At 63.9% G+C, this 24781-nt stretch carries 19 protein-coding genes; 9 read left to right on the top strand and 10 right to left on the bottom strand.

The genetic code is table 11. The annotated features are described in order from the left end of the window. Nucleotides 1-25: 25 nt before the first annotated feature. The 5 genes from GEV02_RS06910 to GEV02_RS06930 all read right to left on the bottom strand — a co-directional run bounded on the left by GEV02_RS06910 (nt 26) and on the right by GEV02_RS06930 (nt 7592). Nucleotides 26-403 carry a hypothetical protein gene (locus GEV02_RS06910; protein ID WP_152837328.1) on the bottom strand — a complete coding sequence of 126 codons (378 nt, stop codon included), beginning with the start codon at nt 401-403 and terminating at the stop codon, nt 26-28. A gap of 12 nt (nt 404-415) precedes the next feature. Next, nucleotides 416-823: a CHRD domain-containing protein gene (locus GEV02_RS06915; protein ID WP_152837329.1), complete on the bottom strand. Its 408-nt coding sequence runs from the start codon at nt 821-823 to the stop codon at nt 416-418. A 14-nt stretch (nt 824-837) separates the two neighbouring features. Then, entirely contained in the window at nt 838-2283 is a 1446-nt protein-coding gene (locus GEV02_RS06920) for a DUF1501 domain-containing protein (RefSeq protein WP_008446170.1), read from the bottom strand. 22 nt (nt 2284-2305) lie between these two features. Next, a complete protein-coding gene (locus GEV02_RS06925; protein WP_328595745.1) occupies nt 2306-4615 on the bottom strand; it encodes a DUF1549 and DUF1553 domain-containing protein in 2310 nt (769 codons plus the stop codon). Between the two features lie 193 nt (nt 4616-4808). Next, nucleotides 4809-7592, bottom strand: a complete 2784-nt coding sequence (locus GEV02_RS06930) for a TonB-dependent receptor domain-containing protein (protein ID WP_152837331.1) — start codon at nt 7590-7592, stop codon at nt 4809-4811. A 358-nt stretch (nt 7593-7950) separates the two neighbouring features. On the opposite strand from GEV02_RS06930, the gene GEV02_RS06935 reads away from it, so the two are divergent. The 8 genes from GEV02_RS06935 (at nt 7951) to GEV02_RS06970 (ending at nt 16812) form a co-directional block, all read left to right on the top strand. Next, the gene (locus GEV02_RS06935; RefSeq protein ID WP_152837332.1) at nt 7951-8394 is read left to right on the top strand and encodes a rhodanese-like domain-containing protein; all 444 of its coding nucleotides are present in this window, start codon (nt 7951-7953) and stop codon (nt 8392-8394) included. A 12-nt stretch (nt 8395-8406) separates the two neighbouring features. Then, on the top strand, nt 8407-9108 hold the full coding sequence (locus GEV02_RS06940) for a cytochrome b/b6 domain-containing protein (protein ID WP_152837333.1): 702 nt from the start codon (nt 8407-8409) through the stop codon (nt 9106-9108). A gap of 46 nt (nt 9109-9154) precedes the next feature. Further along, nucleotides 9155-9928 (top strand): energy transducer TonB, encoded by a 774-nt coding sequence (locus GEV02_RS33100; RefSeq protein WP_217433113.1) that lies wholly within the window; start codon nt 9155-9157, stop codon nt 9926-9928. Nucleotides 9929-9954: 26 nt separating this feature from the next. Next, complete coding sequence (locus tag GEV02_RS06950) at nt 9955-10680, top strand: MotA/TolQ/ExbB proton channel family protein (RefSeq protein WP_152837334.1); 726 nt, start codon at nt 9955-9957, stop codon at nt 10678-10680. Then, nucleotides 10680-11090 (top strand): ExbD/TolR family protein, encoded by a 411-nt coding sequence (locus GEV02_RS06955; RefSeq protein WP_152837335.1) that lies wholly within the window; start codon nt 10680-10682, stop codon nt 11088-11090. Before GEV02_RS06950 ends, GEV02_RS06955 begins: the two co-directional genes overlap by 1 nt. Next, nucleotides 11087-12307: an efflux RND transporter periplasmic adaptor subunit gene (locus GEV02_RS06960; protein WP_152837336.1), complete on the top strand. Its 1221-nt coding sequence runs from the start codon at nt 11087-11089 to the stop codon at nt 12305-12307. Before GEV02_RS06955 ends, GEV02_RS06960 begins: the two co-directional genes overlap by 4 nt. Then, on the top strand, nt 12304-15468 hold the full coding sequence (locus GEV02_RS06965) for an efflux RND transporter permease subunit (protein WP_152837337.1): 3165 nt from the start codon (nt 12304-12306) through the stop codon (nt 15466-15468). Before GEV02_RS06960 ends, GEV02_RS06965 begins: the two co-directional genes overlap by 4 nt. Nucleotides 15469-15540: 72 nt before the next feature. Beyond that, on the top strand, nt 15541-16812 hold the full coding sequence (locus GEV02_RS06970; RefSeq protein ID WP_152837338.1) for a bifunctional O-acetylhomoserine aminocarboxypropyltransferase/cysteine synthase: 1272 nt from the start codon (nt 15541-15543) through the stop codon (nt 16810-16812). 94 nt (nt 16813-16906) lie between these two features. Here the strand turns inward: GEV02_RS06970 and GEV02_RS06975 are convergent, their stop codons facing one another. The 5 genes from GEV02_RS06975 to ompA all read right to left on the bottom strand — a co-directional run bounded on the left by GEV02_RS06975 (nt 16907) and on the right by ompA (nt 21625). After that, a complete protein-coding gene (locus GEV02_RS06975) occupies nt 16907-18016 on the bottom strand; it encodes a hypothetical protein (RefSeq protein WP_152837339.1) in 1110 nt (369 codons plus the stop codon). Nucleotides 18017-18143: 127 nt separating this feature from the next. Continuing rightward, entirely contained in the window at nt 18144-19175 is a 1032-nt protein-coding gene (locus GEV02_RS06980; RefSeq protein WP_152837340.1) for a hypothetical protein, read from the bottom strand. A gap of 216 nt (nt 19176-19391) precedes the next feature. Then, a complete protein-coding gene (locus GEV02_RS06985; RefSeq protein ID WP_152837341.1) occupies nt 19392-20084 on the bottom strand; it encodes an HAD family hydrolase in 693 nt (230 codons plus the stop codon). An 11-nt stretch (nt 20085-20095) separates the two neighbouring features. Further along, a complete protein-coding gene (gene ubiG, locus GEV02_RS06990; protein ID WP_152804390.1) occupies nt 20096-20791 on the bottom strand; it encodes a bifunctional 2-polyprenyl-6-hydroxyphenol methylase/3-demethylubiquinol 3-O-methyltransferase UbiG in 696 nt (231 codons plus the stop codon). Between the two features lie 120 nt (nt 20792-20911). Then, nucleotides 20912-21625, bottom strand: coding sequence for an outer membrane protein OmpA (gene ompA, locus GEV02_RS06995; RefSeq protein ID WP_152837342.1), 714 nt, complete (start codon nt 21623-21625; stop codon nt 20912-20914). Between the two features lie 441 nt (nt 21626-22066). On the opposite strand from ompA, the gene gyrA reads away from it, so the two are divergent. Beyond that, complete coding sequence (gene gyrA / locus GEV02_RS07000) at nt 22067-24712, top strand: DNA gyrase subunit A (RefSeq protein ID WP_152837343.1); 2646 nt, start codon at nt 22067-22069, stop codon at nt 24710-24712. Nucleotides 24713-24781: the final 69 nt, after the last annotated feature.

The raw sequence follows: 24781 nt of genomic DNA on the forward strand, positions 1-24781 counted from the left end.
CCGTCTGTAAAACTCTGCGAATACGCTACTCCTTCTTGTAAAAAGTGTGGCAGGTGCGGCAGGTGCGCGACAAGGTGGTGGCGGCCGTGGTGGCCGATTCAAAATTATTCACCGCCACGAAGCCGACGATTTCCGTCGACAGCTCCTTGCTTTGCCTTGCCAGATCCACCGCGTTCTTTGCGTCGCCCTTGTGGTCGAAGAAGGTCTCGACCTGCGCGAACATCTGCGTCAGTTCCTTCGCATCCGCCGTGGCGGCCTGCTTGTTGCTCAGCGCGATATTCGACGACAGGCTTTTGTTGGTATCCTCGATGGACTGCATCAGGTCCACACTCAGCTCCTCCGCCGACCGGACTCCGGCCGACAGCGCCATCGAGACTGCAAACAGCAAAATGACTTTACGCATGGAGGCCTGTTCTTAAGGACGCAGCTGGCCGCGAATCTCGCCCGACCGATGGTCGGCGCTGTGGACGTTGATGTACAAGTTGCCGGCCAGGTAGCTGGCGTACTGCTCGTCGTTGAGCGTGGAGCCGGCCGGCACGGACCAGGTGTTGTCGCCGGTTTTAGCCAACGTGATAACCGGTGGCCCACTTTTGCCGGCCGCAGCCTGGTGGATGTGGGCGGCGGTGGCCTGGACCTCCTTGGTGGTGATGCTGCCGCTGACCGCGTGCTCGGCGCCGCTGCCCACGGTGATGGTGCCTGCGCCGCTGGCGTTGGTCGTAACGGCTGGCGTTTCCTCAGCGCCGGTAAGGGTTACTTTGGTGTCGCCTGCGTAGGCCGCAGCGGCGGCCATGGTCAGGAGGAGGGCGATGCTGTATTTTTTCATGTTCGGTTCCTTAATCAGGCAATCAGTTCTTTAATGACTTTTCCATATACGACGGTCGGGCGTTCCGAACGGCCGTTGTTGAGGAAGGTGGTTTTCAGGTGGTCGAGGCCCAGCAGTTGCAGCACCGTCGCGTGCAGGTCGTAGGTGTCGACAGCCTTGTCCTTGTCCGCCACTTGCAGACCGATTTCGTCGGTCGCGCCGTAGGTACTGCCTGCCTTGATGCCGCCGCCCGCCACCCACTGCGTGTAGCCCCATGGGTTGTGATCGCGGCCGTTGCCGCTTTGGCCGTAGGAGGTGCGGCCGAATTCCGAAGTCCACACCACCAGCGTCGAATCCAGCAGGCCGCGCGATTCCAGGTCGGCCAGCAGGCCGGCGATAGGCTTGTCGATCATGCGGGCGTTGACGCTGTGGTTCTTTTCCAGCTCGCTGTGTGCGTCCCAGCTGGTGATCTCGGTCTGGCCATCAGGCGCGCCGGATACCACCTGGATGAAGCGCACGCCGCGCTCCACCAGGCGGCGCGCGCGCAGCAGCGTGGTGCCGTAGCTTGCGCTGGTTTCGTCGTTCAGGCCATACAGCTCTTTGGTCGCATCGCTTTCCTTGCCCAGGTCCACGGCTTCCGGCGCGGCGACCTGCATGCGGTCGGCCAGCTCGTAGGAACGCACGCGGGCTTTCAATTCGGTGTCCGCCGAGTAGCGCGCCGCGCCTTCGTTGTTGAGGCGTTTGAGCAGGTCCAGGGAGGCGCGTTGCTGCGACGCGGTGCGCAGTTCCGGGCGTTCCAGGTACAGGATGGGCGAAGGGCCGGGACGGAAGGCCGTGCCCTGGTACACCGCCGGCAGGAAGCCGGAGTTCCAGTTGACCGAACCGGCGCTAGGCTCGCTCTTGCCGTTGTAGAGCACCACGTACGGCGGCAAGTCGGGATTGGCCGAACCCAGTGCGTAGCTGACCCACGCGCCCAGCGAAGGGCGGCCGGGACTCAGGTCGCCGGTATTCAGCTTCAGGATCGAGATGTCGTGGGTGGCGCCGACGGTCACGCTGGATTTGATGAAGGCGATCTTGTCGGATTGCGTGGCGATGTTGGGCACCAGGTCCGAGAACCACGAACCGCTGTCGCCATGCTGCTTCCATGTGCGCTTGGATGCATACAGTTTGCCGACGCCGCCCTGGGTACTGGTCTTGATCCCTTTCAGGAAGGACGCTGGTACGTCCTGGCCCGCCAGCTTGATGAGGTCCGGCTTGTAGTCGAACAGGTCCAGGGTGCTCGGGGCGCCGTTCATGTGCAGCCAGATCACGGATTTGACCTTGGCCGGGAAGTTCGGCTGCTTGGGCGCCAGTGGATCGGCCAGCTCGGCGGCGGTGGCCGCGTGCAGCAGGCCGCCGCCGGGCAGCAGGCCGGTGAGCGCACCGGCGCTCAGGCCAAGGCCGGATTTAAGCAGGAAGTCGCGACGTGTATTGATACTCATGGTGCTGTCCTTTTAGATAGTGTTAGAAGCGGTAGGCAAAGTCGTTGGAGTTGGAGACCGCGTGCACCAGGTCGACGAACGCCGCCGCCCGCACCGGATTCACTTGCTGGTTTTCTTTCAGGCCGAGCGGCACGGCGATTTCAAATTTGCCGTCCGCGTTTTTGGCCAGGATGATTTTTTCCTCCTTGTCGAGGAAGTCCTTCAACGCCGCCTTCTCGGACTTGTTCGGAGCGCGGGCAAACAGGATCTCGTACAGACGGTTCAGCTGCGCCGTTTCATCCTTGCCTGCTTCGCGGATCACTCGGCCTGCCAGCGCCTGCGACCAGCCGAACACCACATCGCTGTTGAACAGCGTCAGCGCCTGCAAAGGCGTGGTGGTGACATCGCGCTTGTGGTGGGCATGCGATGGATCGGCCAGGTCGAAACTCTGCATCAGCGGATACGGCACGCTGCGCCGCACGAACACATAGACGCTTCGGCGGTTCTGCTCCGCTGGATCGGTGGACGGCGTCCACAGGTTGCCGGCGTTGAAGTTGGCCGGAACAGGTGGGAACACGGCAGGGCCGCCGATCTTGTCTTCCAGCTTGCCGGAAGCGGCCAGCAGCGAATCGCGGATCTCTTCGGCTTCCAGGCGTTTGCGCGGGTAGACCGCCAGCAGCTTGTTGTCCGGATCAACCTTCAACACATCGTCGCGCTGACTGGATGACTGGCGGTAGACGCTGGACAGCAGGATCTGGCGGTGCAGCTTCTTGACGCTCCAACCCTGCTTGACGAAGTCGGTCGCCAGATAGTCCAGCAGTTCAGGGTGCGTAGGCTTCTGGCCTGCGCGGCCGAAGTCCGCCACGGAGGCGACGATGCCGTTGGCGAAGTACTGGCTCCACACGCGGTTGACGAACACGCGCGCCGTCAGCGGGTTGTCGGCGCTGGCAAGCCAGTTGGCCAGCGCGGTGCGGCGGCCGGACGACGTTGCGGTAGGCTTGATATCCAGCTTGGCGTTGGCGCCGGCCCACAGCACAGGCAGCGCCGGTTGCACTTCGTCGGTCGGACGTTCATGCACGCCGCCAAAGCGGACGAAGGTCGGCGGCGAGTCGGCGTGACCCAGCTCGGTGGCGGCGGTCAGCGTCAGGCTGCCTTTCTCCGGCTTCAGCTTGTCGAACTTCTTCATGTCGGCGGTCAGCTTCTGATACTGCTTCCATTTGTCGACGTTGGCCGGGGTGTAGTCCGCGCTGTCCTTGTCTTCGGCGGTCAGCTTCAGGTAGGCCACCACGTCCTGGTCGGTGCTGACGGTTTTCAGGCGGAAGTTCACCCAGCGGTCCATCGCCGTCCATTCGGCTTCAGGCTTGAAGATCGCCTCGCGGCTGTCGGTCAGGTAGCGCTCCTTGTGGTACTTGACTGCCACCGTGCGGATGGTGTCGAGGATGGCTTTCTGCTGCGCGCGGATATCCTTGGTCGCTTCGCGGTAGGCGGTCTGCTGCTTCTCGTATGCCAGTTCGGCTTCGCCCTTGATGGCGGGAGCTTTTTCGTCGAAGCTGGTGTTGGCGAAGAAGGCCTGCAGCTGGAAGTATTCCTTCTGACTGACCTTGTCCGCCTTGTGGTTGTGGCAGCGCGCGCAGCCCACGGTGGCGGCCAGGAAGGTTTCGCCGACCAGGTCCGTCATGTCGGTGGCGATCTGGTATTTGCGCTGCACCAGGTCGCGCGAGTTCGAGTTGTCCGGATAGCCGGCCAGGAAACCGGTGGCGATCTTGGCTTCCTGGCTGTCGGGCCACAGCTCGTCGCCGGCCAACTGCTCCTTGATGAAGCGGTCGAACGGCTTATCGGCGTTGAAGCCGGTGATGACGTAGTCGCGATAACGGTAGTTGTTCGGACGGGTGGTGTCGTTCTGGAAGCCGGCGCTGTCTGCGTAGCGGGCCAGATCGAGCCAGCGGCGCGCCTGGCGCTCGCCGTAGTGCGGCGACGACAGCAGGCGGTCGGCCAGCTTCTCGTAGGCGTCCGGCGACTTGTCGTTGACGAAGGCGCGTACTTCTTCAGGCGTCGGGATCAGGCCCCAGGTGTCGAGCGTGGCGCGGCGGATGAAGGTGGCGCGATCGGCGTCCGGCGACGGCTTCAGGCCTTTCTCTTCCAGCTTGGCCAGAACGAAAGCGTCAACCGGTGTGCGTACCCAGTTTTTTTGTTTGACGATGGGGGCGGCCGGCTGCTGCGGCGTGGTGTACGCCCAGGCCTTGTTGTTTGCAGGCGCTGCGGCCTTGGGTGCGTCGTCGGGCGCCGCCGACAGCACTGCGGAAAAGCTTAGCAGCACGGCGATCGATAGCGTCTTTATTGCGGGCTTGTTCACTGACTTGCTCCTTCTGTATGCGTGGACGAGATAAGGCATCACTGCTTTAGATAGCAACTATCGGACCAGCAGTCGCCTGACGCTCATGTACTTGATTTGACTGGGAATTCTTCTGCGGGCAGCAGGAGCGCCTGCTGCCGCGCGGTCAGTTGCGGCGGCCTGCTGTTGAATATCCAGCAGGCCGCTGCTGCGATTACAGCTTGCCGCTGAAGCTCAGGCCAAACCAGCGCGGATACGGATTCGGCGAATAGCTGGTCCATGCCGGTTCGTGCTTGCGGTTGTCGGTGGCGTTCTTCACGATCAGGCTGACGTCGAAACCGGCCTTGGTGGTGAGGCCGATGGCGATGTCGGTGATGGCGTTCCCCGGCACGTAGCCATAGTCGGACAGGGTGTCCGTGTTGTTATAGCGGCTGGTGAAGGCCGTATTGAAGCTGGCGTGGAACTGCTTGTTGGCCCATACAGGGATGCGGTACTCGGCGCCGACGTTGCCGGTCCACTTGGCCACGCCCGGAAGCGTCAGGCCGCTCTGGTCTACGTAGGGCGCCGTCAGGTAAGCCTGTTCGTCCGGCTTTGCCGCCAGCGGGAAGCTGATGTAGCGCGCGTCCGTATAGGCGCCGGCCACGCGGATGCTGAGGTTCTGGATGCCGGAGTAGACCGCATCCAATTCCAACCCGCGCGCCCGCACCTTGGGCACGTTGCCCTGCGCCGTCACGTAGGCGGTCGGATTGGCCTGACCGTTGGCGATATTGGTCTGTGTGGTGAAGTCGTCCACCACCCGTACCGTCGACTGGTAGTCGCGGATATTCATCTGGAACAGGTCGGCGTTGAGTATCAGCGTGTTGTTCAGCAGGCTGGATTTCAGGCCCACTTCAAACGCGCTGGTTTTCTCCGGCCGCACGTTGGCGGACAGGCCGTTGACGTTGAGCGCGGAGCCGGACTTCTCGCCGTACTGCCACGAGGTGTAGCCGGTGATGTTGTCGTTGAAGCGGTAGCTCGGTCCCAGTGTGGCCGTCACCAGGTTGTCGTCGTAGTGGCTGGTGATGCCGCTGATGAGTTGACCGATCTGGCCCGCGCGCAGCGCCTTGGCGGCGGCCACCTGCGCCTGCTGTGCTGTGGTCAGCGCGGCATACGAAGCGGCGCCGAAGTAGCGGTTGGCCACCGCGTCCGCCAGCGCGGCCTGCGCCGCGCTGTTGCCGGCGGCGAGCGCGCCGGTGGCGGTGGAGTTGAAGCCGCCCAGCGCTACGCCGCGCACGGCGACCGGATTGAGTGCGGCGCCGGCGCCGTTTGCCGTCAGCAGCTTCACGTCGGTGGTGGTGCGGTTCTCATGCGTCAGCCGCAGGCCGCCGTTAAGGCTGATGGCATCGGTCGCGCGCCAGGTGGCGTTGCCGTAGATGGCGGTGCTCTTGGTGTTGACGATGGTGTCGCCCTTGGTGATCGCGTCGTCCAGCGTATCCTTCAGCAGCGCCAGGCCCGCGCCGCGGTTGGCGCCGGCCAGACGGTCCAGCGTGTTGTACTGCGCTGTGGTGGCGAACCATGCGCCGGCGTCCGAACCCCAGCCGGTTTTGGATGCGATGTCGTCTTCAGTCTTCAGGTAGAACAGGCCAGCCACATAGTCGAACGATCCGCCCGGCTTGGACTTCAGCTTGAGCTCCTGGCTGAATTGCTGGTAGTCGACTCCGCCGCCGCCGTTGCGGTTGATGTCGAACGGCGTGCCTTCGTCGTTGTGCGCGTCGAAGGTGTACTTGCGGGTGGCGGTGATGGAGCTCAGCGTGTGGTTGGCCAGGTTCCAGGTCAGGTCGATCTGGCCGCCCTTGTTGTGGACTGTCTGGCCCTGGTTCTCGTTGAAGTTCAGGTTGTTGTCGCCGATGTAGTTCTTGTCGTAGGTGTAGGGCGAGCCGTTGAAATCGCGGCCGGCAAACCATGCGCGGCCGGGCGTGAAGGCGCCGGTGGCGGAGGTGTATCCGGCCAGCTTGGCGCGTGTCGTGGTGCCGCTTGGGTCGGTGAGCGAGCCGTCGGCAAAGCGGTCCGGCTGGTTCTTGTAGAAGGTCAGGCCGTTCTGTACTTGCGGTGCATGCGGTTCGAGGTCGAAGCTGACGCGCGCGTTGAAGTCCGCGCTGGGCGTGAACAGGAACTGCGTGCGGCCGCTGACGCGGTTCTTGTTATACAGGCTGTAGTTGCTGTCGAAGTTGTTGACGTAGTAGCCCCGGCTGCGGTCGACCAGGAAGGAGCTGCGCCATGCCAGCAGGTCTTCGATAATCGGGCCGCCCAGATTGGCTTTGGCGATCAGCGTGTCGCGCTGGCCGTAGGTGATCTGGTAGTCGGCGCTCGGGTAGAACGATGGCCGCTTGGTGTTGATGCTGACGACGCCGGAGCTGGCGCCTTTGCCACCCAGCGTGCCTTGCGGGCCGCGCGTGACATCGACCGAATCGATGTCGTAGAAATCGAAGTTGGCCAGCTGCGAAAGGCCGTAGCTGACGCCATCGACCACCATGCCGACGCTGGGGTCTTGCGTTTCGGTGAAGGAGCGCTTGCCCAGGCCGCGTATCGACAACGAGGCGCCGCGCGTATTGTTCTGGTTGAACTGGATGCCTGCGCCGCGTTTGGTGATGGCGCTCAGATCCTGAGCCAGTTCGCGGTCCAGCTCCGCGCCGCTGACGACGGAAACCGACAGCGGCACATCTTTCAGCAGTTCGATTTTTCTCTTGGCGCGCACGGTGACGGCGCCTAGTGCCTGCGGTTCCTCTTCGGCTGGTGTGCTGGCGGCGACCGGCTCCGGCTGAGGGGAGGGAGTGATGGTTCCGTCTTTTGCGGCCAATGCCTGCTTGAGCCTAGCGATTTCGGCTTGCAGCTCGGCGATGGTTGGCGTATCGGCGGCGTGCAGGGTTCCTGACGACAGCAGCCCAAGCGCGGCAACGACTGCGGCCGCCAGCGGCGCCGCTCGGAAGTGGTTGGGTAAGACGTTATGCGCTTTGCTCATTACTATGCTCTCCTGATGGTGACTGATGTTGACGGTGGTATTGACCGCTATTTCGCAAGTAGCGTGCCATCACGGAGAAAACGTTTATACAATTAATGCATATGTTTAAGCATGAGTATCCGGCTGCGTGTGCGCCTTTTCGTCCAGCTGTGATGGAGCAGGGCGCTGCTGGACAGGGCTGTTGATTTTGCAGCAGCCCTGTTCCGGCGTGTGCTGGTCTGACAGCACATGCGCGACAGCGGAAAAACCAACAAAGCCCATGAATACAGGCTTAGCGCGCCATCGGCAGGTTTGGCACGATAGTTGCAGGAGTGACGAGTGAGGAATCCCACTCATCCACTTTGAAGGCAACGACACCATGAAGACATTCCGTATCGCCGCACTGGCCCTGGCGCTGACCGCCACCGTATCCGCATGGGCGCAGCAAGCGCCGCAGCCGTGGACCTACAAGACCAAACAGCTGGAACGCGTCGAAGTCGACGCGCTGCTGGCCAAGCCGGAAAAGCTGGTGGTGCTCGACGTGCGCCGCCCGGACGAAGTCACCGCCAAGGGCAGCTTCCCTGTGTTCCTGAACATCCAGGCCAAGGACGTTGAAAGCCAGCTGGCCTATATACCGAAGGACCGCGTCATCGTCACCGTCTCCAACCACGCGCATCGCGCAGGCGCCGTGGGCGATCTGCTGACCGCCAAAGGCTACAAGGTGGCCGGCGCCACCGGCTCGGAAGACTATGAGTCGCAGGGCGGCAAGATCGTCCGCATCGCTCCGCCGGCCAAGCAGGTCGCCGCCGCAGCGCCTAACTAAGCAAGCCGCATCATGAACCAGCGCGCTACCTATGAGGAGTTGCAGCCTGCGGCGGCAGCAGTGCAAACGCGCCGCCGCATCCTGGTATGGGATCTGCCTACGCGCGTGTTCCACTGGTCGCTGGTGCTGGCGGTGACGGTCGCCATCGTCAGCGGCGAGATTGGCGGCGACTGGATGGAAGTGCACGGCAAGGCCGGGCTGGTGATACTTGGCCTGGTGGCGTTCCGGCTGGCGTGGGGTTTTGCCGGATCGACGCACGCGCGCTTCCTCAACTTCCTGCCGACGGCCGCCAGCCTGCGTGCCTATCTGCGTGGCCGCTGGAAGGGGCAGGGCCACAACCCGCTGGGCGCGCTTTCGGTGTTTGCGCTGCTTGGGTTGCTGGCGGTGCAGGCGACGACAGGCTTGTTCGGCAACGACGAGATCTCTTTCACCGGGCCGTTGTTCGCGCTGGTGGAGGAGGGGCTGGCCAATCGCCTCACTGGTCTGCACAAGCAGCTGGCCTACGTGCTGCTCGCGGTGCTGGCCTTGCATATCGTGGCGATCCTGGTCTACCTGTTCCTCAAGAAGGACAACCTGGTCAAGCCGATGGTCACAGGATGGAAGGAAGTACGCGCCGGTACCTCGGCGGCCAAGGGCAGCTGGACGGCGCTGTTGCTGTCGATCGCTTTCGCCGCCGTGGTGGTGGCTTTCGCCAGCGGGACTGTTCGCTGGTGAACAGCGTTTTGTATGAAATCAGTTACACAATCGAGAGGGCTACACCATGACCGCACTGACTTTTGAGAGTATCAACTATTCGCCGCGCCGCGCCGCCGTGCGGCGGCAGACACGGCCCGCGCCGGTGGTGCAGGCTGCGTTGCCGGTCAGCGTGGCGATCCCGCAGGCCGGCACCATCGCCGGCAAGGGCAATAAGCGTGGCCTGGCTGCCGTGGTTGGGTTGGCGGTGGTGCTGCATGCCGGCGTGATCGTCGCCTTCCAGCAGGGCGGCCAGATCGATCCGCTGCCGCCGAAAGCGGCCGAGCCGCTGGCGATCGAGTTCGCGCCGCCACCTCCGCCGCCACCGGAGCCGCCCAAGGTGCAGCCGCAGGTGGCCAAGGTGGTTCCGGCTCCGGCGAAAGCTCCGCCGCAAATGCCAGTGGTGGCGCAGGCGCCCGTGGACGATGGCCCGCCGAGCGCCAACACCGTGCAGGTGGCGACGCCGGCACCGCCGGCGCCAGTCGCCGCCGCACCCGCACCGCCGCCGCCACCGGAACCTGTGACGGAGCCGCGCGGCTACGCAGGCTACCGCAGCAACCCGGCGCCCGATTATCCGGCCCTGGCGCAGGACCGTGGCTTGCAAGGGAACGTGGTGCTGAAGGTGCACGTACTCGCATCCGGCAAGCCGGATAACGTCGCCGTCGACAAGTCCAGCGGCCACAAGATCCTCGACGATGCCGCCGTCAAAGCGGTGCTGGCCTGGTCCTTCGATCCGGCCAAACGGGGCCAGACGCCGATAGACGGCTGGGTCAAGGTTCCACTGAATTTCAAACTTTCTTAATCCTTTTTATACTGAGAGCGCTATCCATGTCTTCCTACTACTTAGATCTTATCGTTCAAGGCGCCCTTTACGCACTGGTGCTGTTCTCCGTGATTACCTGGGTGCTGATACTGGCCAAGGGCGTGCAGCACTACCGGCTCGGCAAACGGGATAAACAATTTACCAAACAGTTCTGGAGCGCCAGCACGCTGGATGCGGCCAGCGCATTGGCCAGCGACGCCAGTCCGAAATCGCGTCTGGCGAATGTCGGCTTCGCGGCGCTGCATGTCAGCGAATCGGGCGACGCCAGCAGCGATCTGGAACACAGCTGGGATAGACAGGAACTGCTGGAGCGTCACCTGCGCCAGCAAATCCAGAAGGAGTATCAATCGCTGGAGAGCGGCCTCGCGGTGTTGGCGTCGATCGGCAGCACGGCGCCGTTCGTCGGCTTGTTCGGCACCGTGTTCGGCATCATTCACGCGCTGGGGGCGATCGGCAAGAGCGGCTCCGCCAGCATCGACGTGGTGGCCGGCCCGATCGGCGAAGCGCTGATCGCCACCGGCGTCGGCATCGCGGTGGCGGTGCCTGCGGTCCTGGCGTTCAACTTCTATGTGCGCCGCCTGAAGGTGACGGCCGCCGAGCTGGATAACTACGCCACCGACTTCGTCAATCTGGCCCAGAAGAACGGCTTCCGCGTGACGCGCCCCGCAACCAAGGCCGCACCGCAGACCGCTCGTCCGGCCAGCGCGCCGCAGCAGGGAGCATACGCATAATGGCCTTCTCGACTGGTAGAGACAGCAGCGACGTGGTCAGCGAGATCAACATCACGCCCCTGGTGGATGTGATGCTGGTGCTGCTGGTGACATTCATCCTGACCGCGCCGCTGCTGAACAACGCGGTGCGTATCAACCTGCCCAAGACGTCCACCACCACGCCGGCCAATCCGTCGAAGACGGTCACGGTCAGCATCGATGGCAGCAACAAGATCTTCATCGACAAGCGGGAAGTGGAACCGGCCGCGCTGGAGCCCGAGCTGAAGGAACTGGTGGTCAAGGATCCCGAGCTGGCACTGAGCCTGCAAGCCGACCAGGGCGTGCCATACCGCGCCGTGGCCAAGGTGATCGCCAACATCCAGCGTTCCGGCGTTACCAAGCTGTCGGTGCTGACGGAGCCGGGAGGTTGAAGACGAAGCCTGCACGCATGGCGGCGGCGCTGGCCGCGTTGGCGTCGGTGACGGCGATAGGCTACGTGGCGCTCGGCCGGCCGCAGCTCGCGCTGGCCGACACCGCCGTGGGCGGCGCGTCGGCGACGCCGGCATCCGCATCGGCAGCGGGCAAGCCGGCTTCGACGCCGGCCGGCCAGGCGCGCGGTGGCACGCCGCTGGTGCGCCTGGCGGCGGCCCAGCGGCGCGACGTGCCGATTGAACTCGAAGCCAATGGCACCGTGGTGCCGTTGAACACAGTCGATATCCGTCCACGCGTCACGCGGCAGCTGACGCAGGTGCATGTGAAGGAGGGACAGTTCGTCGCCGCCGGCGCCTTGCTGTTCACGCTGGATGACCGCAGCGAGCGCGCCGCGTTGGAACGCGCGCAAGCACAGCTGCTGCGCGACCACGCTACGCTGGCCGACCTGGAACGCCAGTTCCGCCGCAGCCAGGAGCTGTCGGCACAGCACTTCATCTCCGCCAGCGCGACGGACAGCCTGCAAACCCAGGTTGAAAGCCAGCGCGCACTGGTGCAGGCCGACCAGGCCGCGCTGCGCTCCGCACAGGTGGACCTGAGCTACACCAGCATCCGCGCACCGTCTGCGGGCCGGGTCGGTGCGGTGAATGTGTTTGTGGGCAGCCTGGTGCAAGCCAATGCCGCGCTGGCCAGCGTCACGCAGATCAATCCCATCGGCGTCAGCTTCACGGTGCCGGAGAGCGGCCTGGCCGGCCTGCTGAACGGCCAGAAGACCGGCGCGGCCGCCGTCACCGCTCAACTGGCCGATGCCACGCTGAAGGGCAAGCTCAGTTTCATCGACAGCGCCGTCGATCCGGTCGCCGGCACCATCCGGGTCAAGGCGCAGTTCGACAACGGCAACACGCGACTGTGGCCTGGCCAGTACGTCCACGCCCGCATCACGCTGGAGACCATGCACGGCGCCATCGTCGTGCCGCTGGCGGCCATCGTCACGCGGCCCGACGGCGCGTTGGTGTTCGCGGTCAACGCGGACCAGCTGGCGCAGCCGCGCAAGGTGCGCGTGCTGCACGCCTTCGGCAACCTGGCCGCCGTGTCGGGACTGGAGGGCGGTGAGCAGATCATCATCGAAGGCAAGCAGAATCTGAAACCCGGCGCCAGGGTCCGCGTCAGCAAGGACAAGGACAGCCTGGTGGCCGACGCCGGCGGGAGCGTGCAATGAACATCTCCGAACTATGCATACGCCGCCCGGCGCTGGTGATCGTGCTGTCGCTGGCGCTGATCGCTGCGGGCGTGCTGGCCTGGTTGCAGCTGCCGGTCGCCGCGCTGCCCAGCTATAACACGCCCGTCATCAACGTCAACGCCGACCTGCCGGGCGCCAGTCCGGAGACCATGGCGTCGTCGGTGGCGCTGCCGCTGGAGAAGCAGTTCTCCACCATCGGAGGGCTGAACCTTATCACCTCCAGCAGCGCGCCCGGCACCACCACGCTGACGCTGGAATTCGATCCCAGCATCGACATCAATGTCGCCGCGCTGGATGTGCAGGCGGCGCTGCTGCGCGCCCAGCGCGCGCTGCCGCCCGAAGTAACGGAGCTGCCGTCCTACCGCAAGACCAATCCGGCCGATGGCCCGACGCTGTTCATCGTCCTGAACTCGCCGTCGCTCGGCCTGACGGAGTTGAACGACTACGCCGAGAACCTGATCGCGCCCAGCCTGGCCACCCTGACCGGCGTGGCGCAGGTCAACGTCAACGGTCAGAAGCGCTTCGCAGTGCGGGTGCACGCCAACCTTGAACGCCTCAACGCCCGCAACATCACGCTGGACGAACTGGCCGGCGCCGTTAAAGCCGCCAACTCGAATTCCCCGCTGGGCATCATCGAAGGCCCGGACCAGACGCTGACCATCCAGGCCGACGCCCGCCTGATGAAGGCCGCGCAGTTCGGCGAACTGATTATCGCCAACCGCAACGGCCTGCCGATACGTTTGAAGGAAGTGGCGACGCTGGAGGACAGCTATCAATCCGTACGCACCAGCGCCACCTACAACGGCGCCAGCTCGGTGGTGCTGCAGGTGCAGCGCCAGCCCAACGCCAACACCGTGAAGGTGGTGGACGCGGTGCGCAAGCTGATGCCGCAGTTGCAGGCGCAGTTGCCGGCGTCGATCAGCGTCACGCTCAGCGGCGACAGTTCGCTGTCGATCCGCGACGCCATCCACGACGTCAACCTGACGCTGGCGCTGACCGTGGTGCTGGTGGTGCTGGTGATCTTCCTGTTCCTGCGCCGGTTGTCGGCCACGCTGATCCCGGCCGTCACGCTGCCGATATCGCTGCTGGGCGCGATGGTGCTGTTCTACTGGGCCGGCTATAGCCTGGACAACGTCTCGCTGCTCGGCATCACGCTGGCGGTGGGGCTGGTGGTGGATGACGCCATCGTGGTGCTGGAGAACATCGTGCGCCACATCGAACAGGGCGAGCCGCCGTTGCAGGCCGCGCTCAATGGCTCGAAGGAGATGGGCTTCACCATCATCTCGATTTCGGTGTCGCTGGTGGCGGTGTTCATCCCGATCTTCTTCATGCCCGGCGTGATCGGCCTGCTGTTCCACGAGTTCGCGGTGGTGGTGTCGCTGGCGGTGCTGGTGTCCGCGCTGGTGTCGCTGACGCTGGTGCCGATGCTGGCCAGCCGCCTGCTGACCCACGAGGACGCGGCTCACGCCCATGGCAACGCCGTCACCAAAGCCTTCGAAGCCGGCTTCGCGCGTCTGAGCCGGGGCTATGAGTCGTCGCTGGACTGGGGCCTGCGTCATCGCGGCGTGGTGCTGTGGACGGCGCTGGCCAGCCTGGTGCTGACGGCGGTGCTGTACCAGACCATACCCAAGGGCTTCTTTCCCGAGGAAGACCTGGGCCGCATCCGCGTCATCACCGAGGCGTCGGAAGACGTGTCGATGCCGGCGCTGATGGCCTTGCAGGCCAAAGTGGCGGCGGCCTTGCAGGCCGACCCCAATGTGCAGGGCGTGCTGTCCTTCACCGGCGCGGGCGGGCCGGGCGGCGGCACCAGCAGCTCCAGCGGGCGCCTGATCCTGACGCTCAAGCCCAAGGGCGAACGCGCCGGCATGGCCGAGACGCTGGACTCGCTGCGGCGGGCGGCGCGCACCGTGGCCGGCATCGCCGTTTACATGAGCCCCATGCAGAACTTGCAGCTGGGCGGCCGCACCAGCAAGAGCCGCTACCAGTACACGCTGCAAAGCGTGGCGCCGGATGCGCTGGAGGGCTGGGCCGACAAGGTGATGCTGGCGATGCGCGCCGATCCGCTGTTCCGCGATGTCACCAGCGACACGCAGAACAAGGGCTTGCAGGCCAGCCTGAATATCGACCGCGACAAGGCCAATGGCCTGGGCGTGCAGCTGGCGGATCTGCGCAGCGCGCTGTACCTCGGCTTTGGCGACCGTCAGATCTCCACCATCTACGCGCCCAGCGCCAGCTACCAGGTCATCATGGACGCGGCCGACCGCCAGTTCGACGCCTCGCTCGACAAGATCAGCGTGCGCGGCACCGGCGGCGCGCTGGTGCAGCTGTCCAGCTTTGCCAATGTGGTGCGCACCGTCGGGCCGACCGCCGTCAACCACCAGGGCCAGTTGCAGGCGGTGACGCTGTCGTTCAACCTGGCGCCCGGCGTCGCGCTGGGCGACGCCACCAGCCGCATCGACGCCATCGGCAGGGAAGTGCAGCTGCCGTCGTCCATCGTCGCCAGGTATGGCGGCGAGGCGGCCGTGTTCCAGGACACGCAATCGAGCCAGCTGGTGCTGATCGCCATCGCCGTGCTGGTGATCTACGTGCTGCTGGTGGTGCTGTACGAAAGTTATATCCATCCGCTGACCATCCTGGCCGGGCTGCCGTCGGCGGCGGTGGGCGCGCTGATTACGCTGCGGCTGTTCGACATGGACCTGACGCTGATCGCCACCATCGGCATCCTGATGCTGATCGGGATCGTCAAGAAGAACGCCATCATGATGATCGACTTCGCGCTGGACGCCCAGCGCGCGCAAGGGCTGGCGGCGGCCGAGGCGATCCGCGCCGCCTGCATCGAACGCTTCCGGCCGATCATGATGACGACGCTGGCGGCGCTGATGGGCGCCTTGCCGCTGGCCTTCGGCTGGGGCGCGGGCGCGGAGCTGCGCCAGCCGCTAGGCCTGGCTGTTGTTGGAGGTCTGCTGTTCTCGCAGGTGATTACGCTGTACATCACGCCGGTGATCTTCCTGGTGCTGGACCGCTACAGCGGCACCGGCCCAATGACCGACCAGCAGCTGGCCGAACGCAGCGCCAGCGTGACGCTGGTGCGGCCGCTGGAAGCAAGGGAGGGCGGATTCCGCATATTCAAGCGCGATTAAATTCTTTGGACCCTCCGCGATTTTGTCCTATTCTTAAAGATGGTTTTTACATAACATCATCGCGGAGACCGTATGAAACTCGAAACCATTGCCGTCCACGGCGGCTACAAGCCCGATCCCACCACGCGCGCCGTGGCGGTGCCGATCTACCAGACCGTCGCCTATGCTTTCGACGACACCCAGCATGGCGCGGACCTGTTCGACCTCAAGGTACCCGGCAACATCTACACCCGCATCATGAACCCGACCCAGGACGTGCTGGAGCAGCGCGTGGCCGCACTGGAAGGCGGCGTGGCGGCGCTGGCGCTGGCTTCGGGCCAGGCCGCCGTCACCTACGCGATCCAGACCATCGCCGAAGCGGGCGACAATATCGTCTCCGCCTCGGCGCTGTATGGCGGCACCTACAACCTGTTCGCGCACACGCTGCCGCAGTTCGGCATCACCACCCGCTTTGCCGACGCGCGCGATCCGTCGTCGTTCGAGGCGCTGATCGATGAGCGCACCAAGGCGGTGTTCATCGAATCGATCGGCAACCCGCTCGGCAATATCACCGACATCGAAGCCATCGCCGCCATCGCCCACAAGCACGGCGTGCCGCTGATCGTCGATAACACCGTCGCCACGCCCTACCTGCTGCGTCCCTTCGAGCATGGCGCCGACATCGTGGTGCACTCGCTGACCAAGTACCTGGGCGGCCATGGCAATTCCATCGGCGGCGCCATCGTCGATTCCGGCAAGTTCCCCTGGGCTGAGCACAAGCAGCGCTTCAAGCGCCTGAACGAGCCGGATGTGTCCTACCACGGCGTGGTCTACACCGAGGCGCTGGGGCCGGCGGCTTACATCGGCCGCGCGCGCGTGGTCCCGCTGCGTAACACCGGCGCGGCGATCTCGCCGTTCAACGCCTTCCTGATCCTGCAGGGCATCGAGACGCTGGCGCTGCGCATGGAGCGCATCACCGAGAACGCGCGCAAGGTGGCGCAGTTCCTCAGCACGCACGCCAAGGTCAAGTGGGTCAACTACGCGGGGCTGGAAGACCATCGCGATCACGCGCTGGCGAAGAAGTACCTGGGCGGCCGTCCGTCCGGCGTGCTGACCTTCGGCGTGGAGGGCGGCGTCGAGGGCGGGGCGCGCTTCCAGGATGCGCTGCAGTTGTTCACGCGGCTGGTCAATATCGGCGATGCGAAATCGCTGGCCTGCCATCCGGCGTCGACCACGCACCGTCAGCTCAACGAGGAGGAGCTGGCCAAGGCCGGCGTGACGGTGGATACGGTGCGGCTGTCGATAGGCATCGAGCACAGCGACGACCTGCTGGCCGATCTGGCGCAGGCGCTGGCCGCCGTGTGAGAGGACGCGCCGTCATTCCCGCGCAAGCGGGAATCCATACGTCACCTGATTAGCCGATTCAGCATGGGTTCCCGCCTGCGCGGGAACGACCGGGTCAGGGCTTGGTTTTTTCCGGCACGCGGGTGACGAGCACTTCGCCATCGACGATGGTGCAGTCGATGATGTGGTTGCGCGACACCGGCGCGTGCTGGGAGTACAGGTCGTGGTACTGGCCCGGGTCTTCCAGGCGCAGGTCGATGCGGAAGCTCTCCAGCTTGTTGGCTGCCTGGGCTTCGCGCAGGCGCTGCTTGCGGACCTCGGCTTCCTTGTCGCTGCGGCCGTGCATCATCGGGCCTTCGAAGTAGCGTATCAACGCGCATTCGATGATGTCGATGCGGTCCTTCAGCAGCACGTCGGCGGCCACCGGGTTGTCGTTGGCGGGCAGCTCGGCCGGGTCGCCGTCGTCGGAGATCACTTCCACGTTCATGCGCTGGATCAGCAGCAGCATGTCGTTGTCCTCGCTATTGTTCTGGTGGACCTTCTGCACCGCCGCCAGGCGCGCGCGGGCCAGGCGGCCCATCGGATCCTTGGTCTGGCCGACGTACTGCACCTTGCTCTGGTAAGTCAGCGAATTTTCGTACTGCTGCAGCACATCGTGAATCGACAGCGCCTCGATCAAGCCGCCCCAGTTCAGCGTGATGAAGCGGTCGGTGACGACCACGCTCGGCTTCTTCAGCGTGGCGGCGAACGGCACTTCCAGTTCGATGGTGATGCTGTCGCGTTTTTCCTCGGGGCCGACCAGCATGGGCACCGTCAGCTTCAGCGAGAAGAAGCCCCAGCTGGTGCTGCGGGTGGTGTCGAAGCGCACGCGCGGACGGTTGACGGCGAAATAGATCAGCCGTTTTTCCGTGGTCGCCTCCAGGTCGAACTGCATGCGGCGCAGGTGGCGGCCGACCGGGTCGCGGATGTCGGGAATTTCAGGGAAGCCGGCCACCAGGTCGTACCAGTGGAACTTGGCGTCGGCCACGGTGACGACCCAGGTCTGCGGCGCGACGGTGCGCTGCGGCATCAGCGGCAGCAGCTCGTCGATATGTTCGGCCGTCGTGGCCAGCAGGTCGTGAAATGGTTCCGGTGCTTCGGCAAACAGCGCCCCTACGCCCAACTCCTCGGGTGAGGGATCGGGATAGTCGTCGTCAGCGATTAGTTCAGGGTAATCGCTCGGCATGGCGTGCGCTCCAGGATCTCAGGTAGTTGTTTGCAATAGTATAGTACGTCCCCGAAGATATTTCCATAAGGCAATCTGACGGCGGCGACAATTCTTCACGCAATGTAACACCGCTGGCGCTTCGTTGTCAGCCCTTTGCTGTCTTGGTCTGCGGCGGCAGCGGCATGGGCGCTACCTTGGCCTGGCCGTCGGCGATGTAGCAGCTCAGCAGGTGGCGCCTGGCGCTGTCCACCTGTCCGGAGCACAGGTAGTTGTAGCGGCCGAGTTCCGGGTATTGCAGGTCGATGGTGAATTGCGCCAGGTTTTGCCCGGCCTGCACCGCGCCCAGGCGGGCGGCGCGCAGCGTGCGCTGTTCGTGGTTGCGCGTGGCGGCGCCTTCGAAGTAATGGATCAAGGCCGCTTCCACCACGTCCATGCGCTCGCCCTGCAGGGCGTCGGCCGCCAGCGGATCGGCGTACTGCGGCGCCTCGGCCGGATCGCCGTCGGCGCAGCTGACCTGCACGTCCAGCTGCTGCACCAGCAGCAGCGTGTCGAAATGTTCGCTGTGCTGCGCGTGCAGCTTCTGCAGCGCCGGCAGACGGCCCTTGCTCAGGCGGGCGTCGTCGTCGCGGGTCTGGCCGACGTAGACCACCTTGCTCGGGATCTTCAGCGCGTGGGCGTAGTTTTGCAGGATGTCGTGGATCGAGAACGCCTCGATCAGGCCGCCCCAGTTCAGGGTGACGAAGTTCGGCGTCAGCATCACGGTCGGCTTTTTCATGGTGGCCGCGAACGGCACCTTGAGCTCGATGGTGATGCTTTCCCTGGCCTCGTCGGCGCCCAGCAGCAGCGGCAGCGTCAGCTTGAGCGAGAAGAAGCCCCACTGGATCGCGCCCTTGATGTCGAAGCGCACGCGTGGCCGGATCACGGCGAAGAACAGGTGGTGCTTGGTCGCCAGCGCTTCCAGCTCGAACTGCATGCGGCGCTGGTAGCGGCCGATCGGGTCGCGGATGTCCGGTGTCTCAGGGAAGCCCGCCACCAGGTCGTACCAGTGGTATTTGGCGTCGGCAACGCTGACCATCCAGCTTTGCGGTGCGCCGGGGTCTAGCGGAGGAAGGGGAAGGACGTGGTATTGCTCGGAGTGAGGCTGCGAGGTTGGGGCAGCCAGCTCAGGAAAAGTCATGATGCGCCTGGATGGAAAGTTGAGATAGTGGTGACTGTCTCTCTTTCCATTCAGCGAGGTTGTGGCTTGCAGGAAGTAAGTGATACTACGCAGTCGACGCCGATTATACGGAGTTCAACTTGTTGAACAACCAATTAGTGTGCCTATTCAAATGGCAGCGATACCATTGACTCGTCTATACAACGGTTAGCGTTATCAAATGCAAAAACGCTAATCTTACGCGGCAAGTTCGGATCTTCCCGGCAACGATTCTTGCATCAGAGCCAGTAATTCCGATGGATGGCCGAACAGGTAGTCGGCCTGCCAACCTTGCGGTTCGACCGGGCCGCAGTAGCCCCAGCCGCAGGCGATGGTCGGCATGCCGGCGGCCTTGCCGGCCTGGATGTCGCGCAGGTCGTCGCCCACGTACCAGCATTGCTCCGGCGCCAGGCCGAGGCGGGCGGCCGCTTCGAACAGCGGGGCGGGGTGCGGCTTGGCGTGCGCCGTGGTGTCGCCCGACACCGCGCAGCCCGCGTGACCCAGGCCGATCTGCGGCAGCAGCGGATCGGTGAAGCGCGCCGGCTTGTTGGTGACGATGCCCCACTGCAGCCCGGCCTGCTCGATGCCGGCCAGCAGCTCGACGATGCCGGGGAACAGCGTGCTGTGCACCGCCATCGCCGCCTGGTAGTTGGCGAAGAAGCCGTCGCGCAGCGTCAGGAAGCCTTCATCCTCCGGCTTCAGGCCGAAAGCCGCGCCTATCATGCCGCGCGCGCCGGCCGAGGCGGTCGGGCGCAGCAGTTCGTAGGCGGTCGGCTCCAGGCCGCGCTCGGTGCGCAGCAGGTTGACGGCGGCCGCCAAATCGGGGGCGGTGTCGGCCAGGGTGCCGTCGAGGTCGAACAGGATGGCGCGCGGAGGATTGATCTGGGTCATAAACGGTTTCTTTACAGCGGACGGGTGGTGGCCACCAGGTAGTTGACGCTGGTGTCGTCGTTGAGGGAGTAGATCTTGGTCAGCGGGTTGTAGCCCATGCCCTTGAAGCCCTGCACGTCGAGGCCGGCGCTGCGGATGAACTGCGACAGTTCGGACGGCGTGATGAACTTGTCGTAGTCGTGGGTGCCCTTGGGCAGCATGCGCAGCAGGTACTCGGCGCCGAGGATGGCGAACAGGTAAGCCTTGGGATTGCGGTTCAGCGTCGAGAAGAACACATGGCCGCCCGGCTTGACCAGCGTGGCGGCGGCGCGCACGATGGCGCCCGGGTCCGGCACGTGCTCCAGCATTTCCATGCAGGTGACGACGTCGTACTGGCCCGCCTCCTGGGCCGCCATCTCTTCGGCGGCGATCAGCTTGTAGCGCACGGCCACGCCCGATTCCAGGCTGTGCAGGTCGGCCACCTTCAGCGCTTTTTCCGACAGGTCGATGCCGGTGACGGTGGCGCCCTTGCGCGCCATCGATTCGCTCAGGATGCCGCCGCCGCAACCGATGTCGATCACCTTCTTGCCGGCCAGCGGCGCGCGCGCGTTGATCCACTCCAGGCGCAGCGGGTTAATCTCGTGCAGCGGACGGAACTCGGAAGTCGGGTCCCACCAGCGATGGGCGAGGTCGGAAAATTTTTGCAGTTCTAATGGATCGGCGTTCATGAGTGCAATCGTGTTGGGGATGCCCGCTATTTTAACTCGCGGGGCGAAAAAAAACCCCACCTGCACTGGGCGCGATCTTGAGCGCGTCCAGGCTGGTGGGGTTTTGCGGCTAAGCTTGAATTACTTGCTGGTGCCGACTACTTCGATTTCTACGCGACGGTTCTTGGCGCGGCCTTCTGCAGTTTTGTTGTCTGCAACTGGCTGTTTCTCGCCTTTGCCTTCGGTGTACACGCGGTTAGCTTCAACGCCTTTGGAGATGATGTAGGCTTTGACGGCTTCAGCGCGGCGTACCGACAGCTTCTGGTTGTATTCATCGCTACCAACGGAGTCGGTGTGGCCGACGGCGATGATGACTTCCAGGTTGATCGAACCCAGTTTCGAGGTGACGTCGTCCAGTTTCGCTTTGCCTTCTGGTTTCAGAACGGCTTTGTCGAAGTCGAAGAACGCGTCGGCTGCGAAGCTGACTTTTTGTGCGGTTGGCACTGGAGCGACTGGCTTAGGTGCTGGAGCCGGTGCTGGTGCGACTGGCGCAGGAGCGGCTACAGGAGCTGGAGCGACGCATTTGCCGTCAACCAGTTTCTCTGGCTCGTTGCAGATCGGCAGATCGCAACCTGGAACCGCATCAGCCGGGGTCCAGTAGCCGGTGCGCCAGCACAGACCGAATGGATCGCGGGCGATCACGCCGCGTGCATCTTGCACGTAGGCGCTTTTCGGGGTAGCTGCCTTGATGTCCTGGGTGACAGGTGCGTAAGGAGGGGCGGTTGGCGCGGTTTGTGCAATGGCCGAGCCGGCGAATGCAGCCGATACGGCCAACATCGAAATCAGTTTTTTCATATTTTTCTTCCTTTCGGGGGTGATATCCGCAGAAAAACTGCGCGACGTAGTGATACGTGGGGCGAATTCTACCACGCAGGGGCGTCACGCCTGTCTCCCGATTGCGAAACGAGCAATTAACTTCTAATCCATTTTGCCACAAGCTATGTTTGGGCGTGAAAAGGGTCCAACACGAGCCCTTTTTGATTCCGACCAAAATGTTGTTTTGTTGCAACGTGATTATCGATAATAATTGAGTAATGTGTCATGAATATTACATGGCGTTACAACGTGCGCAGCCCGCAGTGGCGGGGCCGGCGCTGGAATTGTGCTGGTTGCCGTGCGCGCATGCTAAAATCGCACGCTTGCCTGTCCGTAGTGAGGGGTGACGTTAGAAATGCAGTAAGTGCGGCATACATTGCTTAAAAGATAAACCACAGTCAAAGATCAGTCGACCCGCCAATGGATCAATTCGCAAAAGAAACAATCCCTATTTCCCTCGAAGAAGAGATGCGCAAGAGCTACCTCGATTACGCCATGAGCGTGATCGTAGGCCGCGCCTTGCCGGACGTGCGCGACGGCCTCAAGCCTGTGCACCGCCGGGTCCTCTTCGCGATGCACGAAATGAACAACGTGTGGAACCGCCCTTACGTCAAATGCGCCCGTGTGGTGGGCGAGACCATGGGTAAGTACCACCCGCACGGCGACGCGTCGATTTACGACACGCTGGTCCGTATGGCGCAGGATTTCTCGCTGCGTTACATGCTGGTCGACGGCCAGGGTAACTTCGGTTCGGTCGACGGCGACGGCGCCGCGGCGATGCGTTACACCGAGTGCCGCCTGGACAAGATCTCCGCCGAGCTGCTGGCCGATATCGACAAGGAAACGGTCGACTTCCAGCCCAACTACGACGGCAAGGAAAAAGAGCCGACGGTACTGCCTACCCGCATCCCCAACCTGCTGATCAACGGCTCGTCGGGTATCGCGGTCGGCATGGCGACCAACATCCCGCCGCACAACCTGCATGAAGTGATCGCCGGCGCGCTGCACGTGCTGCGCAATCCGCAATGCTCGATCGACGAGCTGATCGAACTGATCCCGGCGCCGGACTTCCCGACCGGCGGCACGATCTACGGCGTCTCGGGCGTGCGCGACGGTTATCGCACCGGCCGCGGCCGCGTGGTGATGCGCGCCAAGACCCACTACGAAGAATACGGCAAGGACGGCGGCCGCACGGCCATCATCGTTGACGAGCTGCCGTACCAGGTCAACAAGAAATCGCTGCTGGAACGCATCGCCGAAAACGTGCGCGACAAGAAGCTCGAAGGCATTTCCGACATCCGCGACGAGTCCGACAAGTCGGGCATGCGCGTGGTCATCGAGCTGAAGCGCGGCGAAGTGCCGGAAGTGGTGCTGAACAATCTGTACAAGCAAACCCAGCTGCAAGACACCTTCGGCATGAACATGGTGGCCCTGGTCGACGGCCAGCCGCGCCTGCTGAACCTGAAGGAAATGCTGCAATGCTTCCTGTCGCACCGCCGCGAAGTGGTCACGCGCCGCACCGTGTTCGAGCTGCGCAAGGCGCGCGAGCGCGGCCACGTGCTGGAAGGCCTGGCCGTGGCGCTGGCCAATATCGACGACTTCATCGCCCTGATCAAGACGGCGCCGACGCCGCCGGTGGCGAAAACCGCCCTGATGGACCGTTCCTGGGATTCGTCGCTGGTGCGCGAGATGCTGGCCCGTACCAGCGAAGGCAGCACCGTCGGCGGCATCGAGGCTTTCCGTCCGGAGCACCTGCCTAAGCATTACGGCATCCAGCCTGACGGCATGTACCGTCTGTCCGACGACCAGGCGCAGGAGATTCTGCAGATGCGTCTGCAACGCCTGACCGGCCTGGAACAGGACAAGATCGTCAACGAGTACAAGGACGTGATGGCGGAAATCGCCGACCTGCTGGACATCCTGGCCAAGCCGGAACGCGTGACCACCATCATCACCGACGAGATGACCCACGTGGTCAACGAATTCGGCGACCCGCAGAAGGATCCGCGCCGCTCCAACATCGAGCACAACGCGACCGACCTGGGCACCGAAGACCTGATCACGCCGCAGGACATGGTCGTGACCTTGTCGCACACCGGCTACATGAAGGCGCAGCCGATCAGCGAATACCGTTCGCAGAAGCGCGGCGGCCGCGGCAAGCAGGCCATGGCGACCAAAGAGGAAGACTGGATCGACCAGCTGTTCATCGCCAACACGCACGATTACATCCTGTGCTTCTCCAACCGCGGCCGCATGTACTGGCTCAAGGTATGGGAAGTGCCGCAAGGTTCGCGCAACTCGCGCGGCAAGCCTATCGTCAACATGTTCCCGCTGGCGGACAATGAGAAGATCACCGTTATCCTGCCGCTGTCCGGCGATAACCGCACCTTCCCTGAAGACCACTACGTGTTCATGTCGACCAGCCTGGGCACCGTGAAGAAGACGCCGCTGAAAGACTTCAGCAATCCACGCAAGGCCGGCATCATCGCGGTCGACCTGGACGAGGGCGACTTCCTGATCGGCGCTGCGCTGACCGACGGCGAGCACGACGTGATGCTGTTCTCCGACGCCGGCAAGGCCGTGCGCTTCGACGAGAACGACGTGCGTCCGATGGGCCGCAACGCCCGCGGCGTGCGCGGCATGAACCTGGACGAAGGCCAGCGCGTGATCGCGCTGCTGGTGGCGGAAAACGAGCAGCAGTCCGTGCTGACGGCAACCGAGAACGGCTTCGGCAAACGTACGCCGATCACCGAGTACACCCGCCATGGCCGCGGCACCAAGGGCATGATCGCGATCCAGACCTCCGAGCGTAACGGCAAGGTGGTGGCGGCGACGCTGGTCGATTCGACCGACGAAATCATGCTGATCACCACCGGCGGCGTGCTGATCCGCACCCGCGTGGCCGAGATCCGCGAGATGGGCCGCGCCACCCAGGGCGTGACCCTGATTGCAGTCGAAGACGGCACCAAGCTGTCCGGCCTGCAGCGCGTGGTGGAGACCGATATCGACGAAGTCGAGCTGGAACCGGGTCCCGACGCCAAGCCAGACGACGCTCAAGCTGAGTAAGTCCTAGCAAACACGCCCCCGGATGCGAGTCCGGGGCCAGCGGGGTCAGGTTTATTTCGCGGATAAATG

It is taken from the genome of Rugamonas aquatica (genome assembly GCF_009380215.1).
Classification (GTDB): domain Bacteria; phylum Pseudomonadota; class Gammaproteobacteria; order Burkholderiales; family Burkholderiaceae_D; genus Rugamonas; species Rugamonas aquatica_B.